The organism is Pseudomonas sp. 2VD, assembly GCF_005503585.1.
Classification (GTDB): Bacteria; Pseudomonadota; Gammaproteobacteria; order Pseudomonadales; family Pseudomonadaceae; genus Pseudomonas; species Pseudomonas aeruginosa.
Window position 1 is genome coordinate 1 of record NZ_SCND01000169.1, and the last position, 12270, is coordinate 12270.

At 68.8% G+C, this 12270-nt stretch carries 9 protein-coding genes and 2 pseudogenes; 3 read left to right on the plus strand and 8 right to left on the minus strand.

All coding sequences use genetic code 11. From position 1 onward, the window contains the following. The 3 genes and pseudogenes from FFS27_RS18545 to FFS27_RS18555 form a co-directional block, all read right to left on the minus strand. Positions 1-665 (minus strand): annotated as a pseudogene (locus FFS27_RS18545) (hypothetical protein); the annotation flags it as partial. A 32-nt stretch (positions 666-697) separates the two neighbouring features. Continuing rightward, positions 698-1363, minus strand: a complete 666-nt coding sequence (locus FFS27_RS18550) for an HAD family hydrolase (protein WP_021263017.1) — start codon at positions 1361-1363, stop codon at positions 698-700. Beyond that, complete coding sequence (locus tag FFS27_RS18555) at positions 1356-1898, minus strand: gamma carbonic anhydrase family protein (protein WP_003083618.1); 543 nt, start codon at positions 1896-1898, stop codon at positions 1356-1358. Before FFS27_RS18555 ends, FFS27_RS18550 begins: the two co-directional genes overlap by 8 nt. A gap of 77 nt (positions 1899-1975) precedes the next feature. Here FFS27_RS18555 and prlC point away from each other — a divergent pair, with 77 nt between their 5' ends. The 3 genes from prlC to FFS27_RS18570 all read left to right on the plus strand — a co-directional run bounded on the left by prlC (position 1976) and on the right by FFS27_RS18570 (position 5440). After that, on the plus strand, positions 1976-4021 hold the full coding sequence (prlC, locus tag FFS27_RS18560; protein WP_003083621.1) for an oligopeptidase A: 2046 nt from the start codon (positions 1976-1978) through the stop codon (positions 4019-4021). After that, a complete protein-coding gene (locus FFS27_RS18565) occupies positions 4018-4293 on the plus strand; it encodes a YheV family putative zinc ribbon protein (RefSeq protein WP_003083624.1) in 276 nt (91 codons plus the stop codon). Before prlC ends, FFS27_RS18565 begins: the two co-directional genes overlap by 4 nt. 88 nt (positions 4294-4381) lie before the next feature. Continuing rightward, complete coding sequence (locus FFS27_RS18570) at positions 4382-5440, plus strand: PA0069 family radical SAM protein (RefSeq protein WP_023100706.1); 1059 nt, start codon at positions 4382-4384, stop codon at positions 5438-5440. Between the two features lie 230 nt (positions 5441-5670). On the opposite strand, the gene tagQ is transcribed toward FFS27_RS18570, so the two are convergent. From tagQ to ppkA, 5 genes and pseudogenes are all read right to left on the minus strand, one after another. Then, complete coding sequence (gene tagQ, locus FFS27_RS18575) at positions 5671-6585, minus strand: type VI secretion system-associated lipoprotein TagQ (protein WP_003083630.1); 915 nt, start codon at positions 6583-6585, stop codon at positions 5671-5673. Between the two features lie 61 nt (positions 6586-6646). After that, a complete protein-coding gene (gene tagR, locus FFS27_RS18580; protein WP_023100707.1) occupies positions 6647-8359 on the minus strand; it encodes a type VI secretion system-associated regulator TagR in 1713 nt (570 codons plus the stop codon). Beyond that, on the minus strand, positions 8352-9551 hold the full coding sequence (tagS, locus tag FFS27_RS18585; protein ID WP_003128189.1) for a type IV secretion associated ABC transporter permease TagS: 1200 nt from the start codon (positions 9549-9551) through the stop codon (positions 8352-8354). The genes tagR and tagS overlap by 8 nt, the downstream gene beginning before the upstream one ends. Further along, a complete protein-coding gene (gene tagT / locus FFS27_RS18590; RefSeq protein WP_023100708.1) occupies positions 9551-10270 on the minus strand; it encodes a type IV secretion associated ABC transporter ATP-binding protein TagT in 720 nt (239 codons plus the stop codon). The genes tagS and tagT overlap by 1 nt, the downstream gene beginning before the upstream one ends. Next, positions 10267-12270 (minus strand): annotated as a pseudogene (ppkA, locus tag FFS27_RS18595) (serine/threonine protein kinase PpkA); the annotation flags it as partial. The gene tagT and the pseudogene ppkA, both read right to left, overlap by 4 nt.

The following is a 12270-nucleotide window of genomic DNA, read 5'->3' on the forward strand; positions in this document are numbered from 1 at the left end:
AGCCAAGGCTCGTCGTAGCGCAGCAGGGCGTAGGGAAGGAACTGCATCAGCTTGAAGCACAGCGTGGCGAAACACAGCGCGGCGGCCAGGGCGACCTGCCAGGCAGCGACGCGGGCTTCTTCCCCTTCGGCCAGGCGCGGCGAGTTCACCCGGCTGCCGAGCAGCACCAGCCCCAACGGCAGCAGGCTGCCCAGGAGCAGGTAGACCCAGCTCATCGCTTCGTTGAACGCCATCAGCCAGACGCCGTAGCTGGATTGCGCCGTCACCCACTGGTAGAACGGCAGCGTCAGCGGTGCCAGGCCGATCCCGGCGAGCATGCCGCAGACCAGGTTGAGCAGACCGTAGCCGATCAGCAGCAGCGCCAGCGGGCGGAACTCGACGAGCTGCCGCTTCTCGCGGTAGGAATGCAGCACCAGCAGGTTGGCCGCCGCGTAGAACACCAGGCCGGTGAACCAGTGCGGCGCCATCAGTTGCAGGTGCTCGGAGAAACGCTGGCGGATCTCGCCGATGTCGTTGTACCACTGGATGCCCAGGCTCACGGCGAAGGACAAGCAGGTGACCAGCGCCAGCACCGCGATGAACGCATAGGGCTGGGTGGTGGCGGGCACCTCTCTGGCCGGCGGCTGCACCGGGGCGGTGGGGGTGGCGAAGGGATTGTCGGTCATGTCAGGCGTCCTTGTCTGAAACGGAGCATGGGTCAGTGGGATTCCAACACCTGCCGCAGGGCGGCGAGGTCGGCGCAGTAATGGGTCGGCTGGTGCGCGCGCAGTTCGTCTTCGCTGCCGAAGCCGTAGCCGACGCCGATGCAGGCGACACCGTTGCGGCTGGCGCCGAGCAGGTCGTGCATGCGGTCGCCGATCATCAGGCAATGCTCCGCTGCCAGGCCTTCGCTGTCGAGCAGATGGCGGATCAGTTCGTCCTTGTGCGTGCGCGTGCCGTCCAGCTCGCTGCCGTAGATCGCCTTGAAGTGACGGTCGAAGGCGAAGTGGCGGGCGATCTCGCGGGCGAACACGCCGGGCTTGCTGGTCGCGACGTAGAGCGTGTGGCCGCGTCCGACCAGGGCTACGAGCAGCTCGGGAATGCCGTCGAACACGCGGTTCTCGTAGAGACCGGTGACCCTGAAGCGCTCGCGGTAGTGGTTCACCGCCTCCCAGGCGCGCGCTTCGTCGAAGCCGTAGGTCTGCATGAAGCACTGCAACAGCGGGGGGCCGATGAAGTGCTCCAGGCGCGCCAGGTCCGGCTCGTCGATGCCCAGGCGGGCGAGGGCGAACTGCACCGAGCGGGTGATGCCCTCGCGCGGGTCGGTGAGGGTGCCGTCGAGATCGAAGAGGATGTTCGGGTAGCGCAGCGCGGCGTCACGCATGGTAGTCCTCGGCGATGTGCAGGTCCTTGAGCTTCACGTAGTTGCCGGCGGTGTAGGCGAAGAAGCCGCGCTCCTTGTCGCTCAGCGGACGGGCCTTCTTCGCCGGGCTGCCGACGTAGAGGAAGCCGCTCTCCAGCACCTTGCCCGGCGGCACCAGGCTGCCGGCGCCGAGGATCACTTCGTCCTCGATCACCGCGCCGTCCATGACGATCGAGCCCATCCCCACCAGAACCCGGTTGCCGATGCTGCAACCGTGCAGCAGGACCTTGTGCCCGACGGTCACTTCGTCGCCGATGCTCAGCGGAAAACCGTCCGGGTTGAAGGGGCCGGCGTGGGTGATGTGCAGCACGCTGCCGTCCTGGATGCTGCTGCGCTGGCCGATGCGGATGCGGTGCATGTCGCCGCGGATCACCACCAGCGGCCAGACCGAGCTGTCGGCGCCGATCTCGATGTCGCCGACGAGCACGGCCGAGGGATCGACGAAGACCCGCTCGCCGAGCAGTGGCGTTTTGCCCTGGTAGGAACGAATGGTCACGATAGTTTTCCTCAGGCTGCGGATGCCGCCGATTGTATTTAAGATGGTCGGGTATTTCCTTAGCCAAGGTTGCCAACGTGAGCGCGAATCCCCTTCTGCAGGCCTACGACCTGCCGCCTTTCTCCTCCATTCGCCCGGAACACGTGAAGCCGGCCATCGAGCGGATCCTCGCCGATAACCGCGCCGCCATCGCCCGCCTGCTGGAAACCCAGCGCGAGCAGCCGACCTGGAAGGGCCTGGTGCTGGCGATGGACGAACTCAACGACCGCCTGGGCGCCGCCTGGAGTCCGGTCAGCCACCTCAACGCGGTGTGCAACAGCGCCGAGCTGCGCGAGGCCTACGAGGCCTGCCTGCCGGAGCTGTCGGCCTACTCCACCGAGCTGGGGCAGAACCGCGCCCTGTTCGAGGCCTACGAGGCGCTGGCGAAGAGCCCCGAGGCGGCCGGCTTCGACGTGGCCCAGAAAACCATCCTCGAACATGCCCTGCGCGACTTCCGCCTGTCCGGCATCGACTTGCCGGCGGACAAGCAGAAGCGCTATGCCGAGGTGCAGTCGCGCCTGTCCGAGCTGGGTAGCCGTTTCTCCAACCAGCTGCTCGACGCCACCCAGGCCTGGACCAAGCATGTCACCGACGAAGCCGCGCTGGCCGGCCTGACCGATTCGGCCAAGGCCCAGATGAAGCAGGCCGCCGAGGCCAAGGGCCTGGACGGCTGGCTGATCAGCCTGGAGTTCCCCAGCTACTACGCGGTGATGACCTATGCCGATGACCGCGCCCTGCGCGAAGAGGTATACGCCGCCTACTGCACCCGCGCCTCCGACCAGGGCCCGAACGCCGGGCAGAACGACAACGGTCCGGTGATGGAAGAGATCCTCGACCTGCGCCAGGAGCTGGCCGGCCTGCTCGGCTTCGCCAACTACGCCGAGCTGTCGCTGGCGACCAAGATGGCCGAGTCCAGCGACCAGGTGCTCAGCTTCCTCCGCGACCTGGCGGTGCGCAGCAAGCCGTTCGCCGCCCGCGACCTGGAGCAGCTGCGCGCCTACGCCGCCGAGCAGGGCTGCACCGAATTGCAGAGCTGGGACGCCGGCTACTACGCCGAGAAACTCCGCGAGGCGCGCTACAGCGTGTCCCAGGAGGCGCTGCGTGCCTACTTCCCGGTGGACAAGGTGCTTTCCGGCCTGTTCGCCATTGTCGAGCGCCTCTACGGCATCCAGATCCGCGAACTGCACGATTTCGAGCGCTGGCACGCCGACGTACGCCTGTTCGAGATCCTCGAGAACGGCGAGCACGTCGGCCGCTTCTACTTCGACCTCTATGCCCGCGCCAACAAGCGCGGCGGTGCCTGGATGGACGGCGCCCGCGACCGCCGGCGCGACGCCCAGGGCCGGCTGATCGACCCGGTGGCCTACCTGGTGTGCAACTTCACCCCGGCGGTGAACGGCAAGCCGGCGCTGCTGACCCACGACGAGGTCACTACCCTGTTCCACGAGTTCGGCCATGGCCTGCACCACCTGCTGACCCGCGTCGAGCATGCCGCCGCCTCCGGGATCAACGGGGTGGCCTGGGACGCCGTCGAGCTGCCCAGCCAGTTCATGGAGAACTGGTGCTGGGAGCCGGAAGGCCTGGCGCTGATCTCCGCCCACTACGAGACCGGCGAGGCGCTGCCGCAGGACCTGCTGGAGAAGATGCTGGCGGCGAAGAACTTCCAGTCCGGGATGATGATGGTCCGCCAGCTGGAGTTCTCCCTCTTCGACTTCGAGCTGCACGCCACCCACGGCGACGGCCGCAGCGTGCTGCAGGTGCTCGAGGGCATCCGCGACGAAGTGGCGGTGATGCGTCCGCCGGCGTACAACCGCTTCGCCAACAGCTTCGCGCACATCTTCGCCGGCGGCTACGCGGCCGGTTACTACAGCTACAAGTGGGCCGAGGTGCTGTCCGCCGATGCCTTCTCGCGTTTCGAGGAAGAAGGCGTGTTCAACCCCGATACCGGGCGCGCCTTCCGCGAGGCGATCCTGGCCCGCGGCGGCTCCCGCGAGCCGATGCTGTTGTTCGTCGACTTCCGCGGTCGCGAGCCGTCCATCGACGCCCTGCTGCGTCACTCCGGGCTGGTCGGGGAGGCCGCATGAGCCCGGCGATCACCAGGAAGCGCTTCATCGCCGGGGCGGTCTGCCCGGCGTGCAGCGAACAGGACAAGATCCAGATGTGGGAAGAGGACGGCGTGCCGCACCGCGAATGCGTGGCCTGCGGCTACGCCGACACGCTCAACGCCCAGGGCCAGTCGATCCCGAAGGAGCTGGGTACGCGGGTCAACCAGAACGCGCCGAAGCCGGCCAACCCGAAGGTGCAGTCGGTGCAGTTCTTCCCCAATCCCAAGCTGAAGAAGAAGCCCGACGCCTGACCGCTCGCCGCCGACCGGCGGCGATGGCTGTGGGCTGGGGTCCGGTGCGATACTGTATTTATATACAGTATTTCGCCGGGTTCCCCTCATGAGCGCTCCCCTGCCCCCGCGCGGTCGCGGTACCGCCAGCAACCCCCTCAACCGCTTCGCCCCGACCCACAGCGAGGCCTTCGACGATGGCTGGGAGCAGGACGTGCCGCCGATCCAGCTCACCGAGGTGCGCGAGGAGATCGCCCGCACGGTGATCTCCCGCAACCAGTCGCCGGACCTCCCTTTCGATCGCTCGATCAATCCCTACCGTGGTTGCGAGCATGGTTGCATCTACTGCTATGCGCGGCCCAGCCATGCCTATTGGGACCTCTCGCCGGGGATCGATTTCGAGACCCGGTTGATCGCCAAGAGCAACGTCGCCAGCGCGCTGGAGCAGGAACTGAGCAAGCCCGGCTATCGCTGCGCGCCGATCAACCTGGGCACCAATACCGACCCCTACCAGCCGCTGGAACGCGAACGCCGCCTGACCCGCCAGGTGCTGGAGGTGCTGCTGCGCTTCCGTCACCCGCTGACCATCGTCACCAAGGGCTCGCTGATCCTTCGCGACCTCGACCTGCTGCGCGAACTGGCGGAGCAGAACCTGGTGGCGGTGATGATCAGCCTGACCACCCTCGACGACGAGCTGAAGCGCATTCTCGAACCGCGCGCGGCGGCGCCCTCGGCGCGACTGCGGGCGATCCGCACGCTCAGCGGCAACGGCATCCCGGTGGGCGTGCTCTGCTCGCCGATGATCCCGATGGTCAACGACATGGAGCTGGAGCGCCTGCTCCAGGCGGCGCGGGACGCCGGCGCGCGCAGCGCCGCGTACATGCTCCTGCGCCTGCCGCGCGAAGTCGGCCCGCTGTTCGAGGAATGGCTGGCGGCGCACTACCCGCAACGCGCCGAGCATGTGATGAGCTTGGTCCGCCAATGCCGTGGCGGCGAGGTCTACGACAGCCGCTTCGGCCACCGCTTTCGCGGCCAGGGACCGTTCGCCGACCTGCTGGCGCAGCGTTTCGCGGTGGCGATGAAGCGCCTCGGGCTGGACCGCCGCGAGGGCTTCGGGCTGGATTGCAGCCGGTTCGCCGTGCCGGGGGCGCAGATGGCGTTGTTCTAGCGTTTTCCCCGCGGCGCAGCATTTCGTATAGGGCGGAGTTGCGGCGGAGCGTGCCGGTGGCGGTATCCGCCCTGCGGGAAGAACCGCTGCCGCCGGGGAAGCCGGAAACGTCGGAAGCAGCCGTCCCGGCGAACGCTCGCCCTTCAGGCCGGCCGGGTCAGCGCGCCAGGCCCCTCAACGAAACGGCGACCCGAAGGTCGCCGTCGCGTTCGTGCTGGTAACGAGGCCGATCAGGCCTTGGCGCAGCTCGGCGGTGCCCAGTCGCCCATGTCCGGGCTGTTGCAGACTTCCTGGATCATGCCCTGGCCCCGGGAGGCCACCTTGTTGCCTTCGCTTTGCGCGTCCTGGGCCTTGCGGATGGTCTGCTCGGTGGCGACCGCTTCCTTCGGCACCTTGGGATTGCTGCCGGTCTTGGGCTTGCTGCCGCCTTTCGTAGTGCTGGCGCGGTTCTCGGCCTCGGCGACCTTGGTCACTTCGGTGCGCGGTACGCCGACCTGCTGCAGGTCTTTCTCGTAGGCCTGGGTGTAGTTGTTGATGTTCTCGCCGGCACGGCCGTTGGCGGCGACCAGCAGGGCGTTGGTCTCCTGCAGGCCGCTGACGATCTCGGCCAGGCGCTTGCGCCCTTCGGCTTCGTTGATCGACTTGTTCTTGCGGCCGTCGAGCAGGGCCTTGAACTGGCTCTGGTAGCAGCTTTGCGCCGACTTGGCGTAGGCCACGCTACGGTTGATCTCGACGGTGCTGCGGTCGACGTCGGTAGCGTAGGAGCCGATGCGCGCGCGGTCGTCGCTGATCTGCTTCTGTTTCTCCATGTAGTAGCCCGCCGCGCCGCCGGCCAGGGCGCCGCCTGCGGCAGCGAGGGCGGCATTGCGGCCGCGGTTCTCGTCGCTGGCCAGGCCGCCGGCCAGGCCGCCCAGCAGGCCGCCGGTGATGGCGCCGGTGATGGCCGAGTTGCGCACCGCGTTATCGGTGCTGCGCAGGTGCGACACCGGCTCGTAGCAGGACGGGTAGTATTCCGCGCGGGTGGTCTGGGCGACCGAGCCGACGCCGCTGCTGGCGCAGCCGCTGAGCAGCACGCCGCTGGCGGTCAACAGGCAGAGCGCGTAGCGCGCCGAGGTGATCAAACGGTTTTCGCTGGGTTGGCTCATTGCATCTCACTCCTGGTTTGATGAACCGCCCGGCTGCCGAGAGGTGCCGGACGGAACTCCTTCAACGCCCGCTGGACGCGAGCAATTCCTTCAATACCGCCTCCGGCTCGGCCCGGTGCTGCTGGCGATAATCTCCGACGTGTTTGACGAACAGGGTCGCGCGCTTGACCAGGCTCTTGCCCAGAACCGGGTTGCGATTGAGTTCTTCCTGGATGCGCTGGAACTGCGCCTGGATCACCGCGTCGGTGTAACGGGTGCCGGTGGCGAGGTTGTCGATGTAGATGGCCAATGCGCCATCGAGGGCGCTGCGCCCGTTGGCGATGGCGCCGGCATAGAGCTGGGCGGTCGCCTGATCCCTGGCTGCCACGGCTTTCTCCCTGTCCTTCTTGAGGTTGGTCAGGCGTATGTTGTAGTTGTTGATCGTCTCGGCGACCAGTGCCGCCGACTGTATCAGGTTTCCGGCGGCCTCTTCGCGCTGCCGGGCGATCAACGAAACGTTACGCTTGAGTTCCTCGTTTATCTGGGCCAACTGCGCCTGCATCTGCGGGTCGCGGGTGGCGGCAATGATTCCGTCCAATTGCTTGGTGGGATCTTGAGCGTCATCGATGGCATCGGTCAATGCCGCTAGTCGGCCTTCCTTCTGCCATTGGGCGAACAGCTCGGGATAGCGCGAGCGCGGCGCGGACAGCGCGCCGATGGCGACGCGGAAACCGGTGGTCTCGTTGCGCTGTTCGCTGCCGTCGGCGGCGAACAGCGGGTATTCGCGGCGCATCCCGGTGAATAGAGTCATCTCGCCTTCGAGATAGTTCCCGCCCTTCACCACGAAACCGCCATATGTGCCCTGCCGGCGTCCGGCGTGGACCAGTTGGAAGGACTCCTGGACCATCTCCGCGGCATTGCCGATCACGTCGAACAGGCCCAGCGGGTTCGGCCGCTTCATCCCTACCGGCAACAGTCGCGCGGCCTGGCCGGTACCGCCGGCGACCTGGTTGTACACCGCCCAGTCGCCCAGCGGGCCTTCCTGGTCGCTGCCCTCGACCTTGCGCGGGAACAGCCGGCCTTCCAGTTCCTGGCGGCTGACCGCCTGGCCGCCGCGCGCGGCGAACTCCCACTCGACCTCGGTGGGCAGGCGGACGAAGCCGATGCCGCCGTCCTCGGGATTCTTGCCGCGGCCGCTGACCGGCAGCAGATCCGGGTGGTTCTTCAGCAGCCAGGCGCTGTACACCGCGCCGAAGCGTTCGGCGTCGAAGCGCGAGAGGTCGACCTTGGGCAGCCGCGCGGCCATCCCGCCCGGCACGTCGCAGGCCGGCGCTTCGCCCTGGCCGGAGAGCGCGGCCGCCTGGCTCATCACTGCGGCGTACTGGCGGGCGGTCACCTCGTACTTGCCGATGAAGTACATCATCGGCTTCAGCGGGGTGCCGGCGGCGGGCTTCGGCAGGCTGGCGGAGAGTTTCTGCTGCCAGGCCGGTGCCAGGTCGGCGAGGCTGAACTGGCCGTTCACGTAGTCGCGCCGGTAGCCGGAGATGAACGACTGCTGGTAGCCCGCCTCGCCTTCGTTGAAGGCGTAGCCGAGGTTGACCTCGCGATCGTCGAGGGCGCCTTCGGCGAGTACGTAGACATGCCGGAAGACCATCTCGCCGCCACACGGCAGCGGCAGGGCGACGTCGTCGGCCAGCGGCTTGGGATTGTCCGGCGAGTCGCCTTCGGCCCAGGCCGGCGCGGCAAATGCCAGGCAGGCGCCGAGGGCGAGCGGAAGAATGGCTTTCTCAAACATCGCGTAATCCCTCTGCGGCTTCGATCCGCGCCGCGCGCCAGCCGCCGCTGGCGGCGGCCAGGACGCTGCACAGCAGCGTGGCGAGCAGCGCCGTCAGGTAGTGGCTGGGCAGCAGGCGGCAGACGAACTCGCCGCTCTGGTTGTCGAACAGGTGGTTCAGCGCGCCGGCCGTGGCGGCGTACAGCAGCCCGGCGAGGAACAGGCCGAAGACGGCGCTGAACAGCGCCAGGAGCATGACGAAGCCGACCAACGCGGCGGTCGGGAAGCCCAGCAGACGCAGCACCGCCAGGGCGCGGCGCTTGCGTTCGACGGCGGCCAGGCTGCTGGCGGCGATGGCGGCGAAGGCACCGCCGATGGCCAGCGCGGCGACGATCCAGAACACCAGGCCGAGGTTGCGGCTGAGGCTGCGCACCTGGGCGATGGCCTCGGCCTGGGTGGCGACTTCCACGCCACTCGCGACGAAGTGCCGGCGCAGCCCTTCCACCGCATCGAGGTCGCGGGCGTACAGGCGGAAGCCCGGGTAGATGCGTGCGCGCGGCGCCTCACCGGCCTTCCCCGGCCAGCCATAGGCGGCCACCGCGCGACCGTCGCGATAGTCCTCGGCGGCTTCCAGCAGGGCCAGCGGGGCGAACAGCGCGTCGCGGGCGAAACGCTCCTGTGGCAGCACTGCGAGCACTTCCAGCTCCAGGCGCTGGCTCTGTGCCTGGCCATCCATGCGCCGGCCGATGCGCGCGACGATGCGCTCGCCAGGCTGGGCGCCGAGTTTTTCCGCGGCGCCGTGGCTGAGCACCACGCGGGTCGGCCGGTCGGGTTGCGGCAGGCCGGCCAGCAGCGGGTCGCCGGCGGCGCTGGGAATCATCTCGACGCTCAGGGCGGTCTCGCCGCCGCCGCTGAGGTCGGCGGTGGCGGCGATCTGCCGGGTGCGCGGCACGGCGAAGGCGACATCCGCGCGTGCGGCCAGGGCGGCGATGTCCTCGGCACGGTAGCGGGCGCCGCCGACCGGAATGATCTCGCGCACAGAAGGCGCGCGCTCCAGCCGCTCTGTGAGGGTGCTGACCAGGCCGTACTTGAGGCCGAACAGCACCAGCAGCGGGGTGATCACCGCCGCCAGGGCGAAGATCGCGCAGAGCGACAGGCGCGCCTCGCCGCGATAGTCGGCCCAGGCCAGCGAGAGCAGCAGGCCGGCGCGCATCAGCCAACGTCCTCGAGGCAGGCGCCGACGCTGTCGTCGGCCTCGCGTTGCCAGCGGATGGCCAGGACTTCCAGGCCGGCGGCGCGGGCCAGGCGCTCGTCGTGGGTGGCGACCACGGTGCAGGCGCCGCGCTCGCGGGCCTGTTCCACCAGCAGGCGCATCACCCGTTCGGCGTTCAGCGGGTCGAGCGCCGCGGTCGGCTCGTCGGCCAGCAACAGGCGCGGCGCATGCACCAGGGCGCGGGCGATGGCGACCCGCTGGCGCTGGCCGACCGACAGCGCCGCCGGTTTCTTGTCCAGCTGGTCGCCGATTTCCAGCCGCTCGGCCAGCGCCTGCACGCGCTCGGCGGACGGGGTGCCGAGCAATGCGCAGGGCAGTCCGATGTTGCGCCGCACATCGAGGAACTCGAGCAACCCGCCGCTTTGCAGCACGTAGCCGCAGTGCTGCCGGCGCAGCGCCGCCAAGCGGTCCTGGCGGCCGTCGCGCCAGAGCGCGGCGATGTCCTGTGGGCGTTCCCCGGCGAGGAATTCGAAGCGCCCGCCCGGGTCCGGCGCCAGGGCCAGCGCCAGCAGGTCGAGCAGGGTGCTCTTGCCGCAGCCGCTGGGGCCGACGATGGCCAGCTGGCGACCCGCGCGCAATTCCAGCGCCGGCACCCGCAGGCGGTAGCGCTGGCGACCGGCGCCGTGGCTGCGGGCGACCTCGTGCAGGCGCAGGATCATGGCAGCGTCGACAGCGGCACGCGGTACAGCGCGTCGCCGGCGTCGGCGTCGCCGAACCGGACCCAGTTGGCGACGTCGTTGTGGAAGGTTTCGTAGAGGCGGATCTTCGACTCCAGTTCGTCGATGAAGTCCTGCTGTTCGGCGACGCTCAGCGACAGCCAGAGGTCCTGGGTCATGTTCAGCGACTTGCTGCGGTACGGCAGGCCTTCCAGGTATTCGCCGAGCACGCCGCTCTGCGCCAGGTTGCTGCCCTTCACCAGTTGCGCCGGGTCGCGGCTCATGTAGGCGCTGGCGCTGGCGATTTCCTGGAAGAAGTCCTTGGGCGAGGTCTGGGTGCGCTTGGCCGCATCGACGATCAGTTTCAGCGACTGTTGCAGTTCGTTGAGTTGCAGCTTGCTCAGCAGCACGCAGACCTGGAACGCCGGCAGCGCCGGGTTGGTCAGGTCACGGTCGGCGGTCCAGGCGGTGACGACCTGCGGCGCGCGCACCGGGTCGCGGCGACCGAGGAATTCCATCTGCATGGCGTAGCCGATGGCCGCCGACTTGCTCGCCACGCTTGGCGCGGCGTCGAAGCGCGGCGCCTGCGGCTTGCGGTTGCCGGCGTCGTGGACCAGGTCGGCGAACACCGTGCCGATCTCCTTCACCGTGTTACCGAAGGCGTTCACCTCGCCGCCGGCCACCGGGATGTAGAGGTCGGCGATCTTCGGGTTGGCGTCGGCGGTGAGGCTGCGGTACTGCTGCTCGGCGTAGCCGTGGTTGTTCTTCCCGGCCGGGGTGCGCAGGTGCAGGGCATAGATCTTCACGCCCTTGCGCAGCGCCGCCTGGCGGACCTCGGCCTCGTTCATCTGGGTGCGCCCGAGCGGGTCGTTCTTGCGCAGCGCGCCGGCGTCGGTGACCAGCAGCACCACGCGCCCGGCGTAGGGCGACCAGTCCATTTCGTCGACCGCCTGCATGATCCCGGCGAAGGCGTCTTCGTTGAACGAGTGGCTGGAGACGTCGGTGGCGCGCACCTGGCTGCTCAACTCGGCGAAGCGCTGCGCGTCATTGCCCGGTTGCAGCGGCACCAGGGTCTTGCTGACGTATTCCAGGCCGGGGGTCTTGTCGGTGTTGTTGCGGAAGCCGACCAGGCCGAAGCTGACCTTGTCCAGGTCGCCGCGCTCGCCGATCTGCCGCTGCAGGCCGTCGATCACCTCGCGCACGCGGTCGATGTAGGGCTGCATCGACACCGAGGTGTCCACCACCAGGACGATGCCGGTGCGGAAGGTGTCGCTCGCCGCGCCGCTGGCGCCGCCCCGCCCGGCCTGGCCCGGCGCCTGGGGTGCCGTGGCGCTGCCGCCGGGGTCGATCGAAGCGACCTCCAGCAACTGCGCCGGCTGGCCGTCGGCGTCGAAGCTCTCCTTCGAGTCGAAGATCGGCAGCAGGTAGAACTGGTCCTGGGGGATCGCCCGGTCGTTGGGCTCGACCGCGACCACCTGCGGATCGCCCTTGTGGTCCACCGCCTGGGTCAGGGTGTCGCGCGCCGCGCGGGTATCGCCGAGCAGGCGCTCGACCTGCTCGGCGCTGTTGAGGAACATCACCGGCGCGCGGCCGGAGCGTTCGGTGAACTTCAGCACCAGGCTCTGCTTCCAGTCGCTCACCGCGCTGGCCGGCAGCCAGCCGTCGCCCTCGCCGTTGCTGGAGGCGCCGACGCGCAGCCAGGGGCTGCCGCCGACCTGCTTGCGGGCGTACACGTAGAGCACCGAGAAGGCCGGCACTGCGCCGGCCCGGGGCGGGCCGCCAGCCTCGGCGGAGATGGCCGCGCCGGGTTTGGTCAGGACGCGCTGGAACAGGGTCTTCTTGCCTGGCATCAGCAGCGGACGCTCGCCGCCGTCCTGTTCGGCATCGGCCACCGGGGTCTGCTGCTGCGGCTTGTCCGCCGGCGTCTGTCCCTGCGGCGCTGGATCGGCAGCGCTCGGCGCGTCGCCCGAGCCCAGCAGCTGTATCTTATACACATATCCGAG

Bases quoted from the DNA above. Each gene is read 5' to 3' on its own strand.
- FFS27_RS18550 (WP_021263017.1), bottom strand. From the start codon at position 1,363: ATGCGTGACGCCGCGCTGCGCTACCCGAACATCCTCTTCGATCTCGAC.
- FFS27_RS18565 (WP_003083624.1), top strand. From the start codon at position 4,018: ATGAGCCCGGCGATCACCAGGAAGCGCTTCATCGCCGGGGCGGTCTGC.
- FFS27_RS18570 (WP_023100706.1), top strand. From the start codon at position 4,382: ATGAGCGCTCCCCTGCCCCCGCGCGGTCGCGGTACCGCCAGCAACCCC.
- tagQ (WP_003083630.1), bottom strand. From the start codon at position 6,585: ATGAGCCAACCCAGCGAAAACCGTTTGATCACCTCGGCGCGCTACGCG.
- tagR (WP_023100707.1), bottom strand. From the start codon at position 8,359: ATGTTTGAGAAAGCCATTCTTCCGCTCGCCCTCGGCGCCTGCCTGGCA.
- tagS (WP_003128189.1), bottom strand. From the start codon at position 9,551: ATGCGCGCCGGCCTGCTGCTCTCGCTGGCCTGGGCCGACTATCGCGGC.
- tagT (WP_023100708.1), bottom strand. From the start codon at position 10,270: ATGATCCTGCGCCTGCACGAGGTCGCCCGCAGCCACGGCGCCGGTCGC.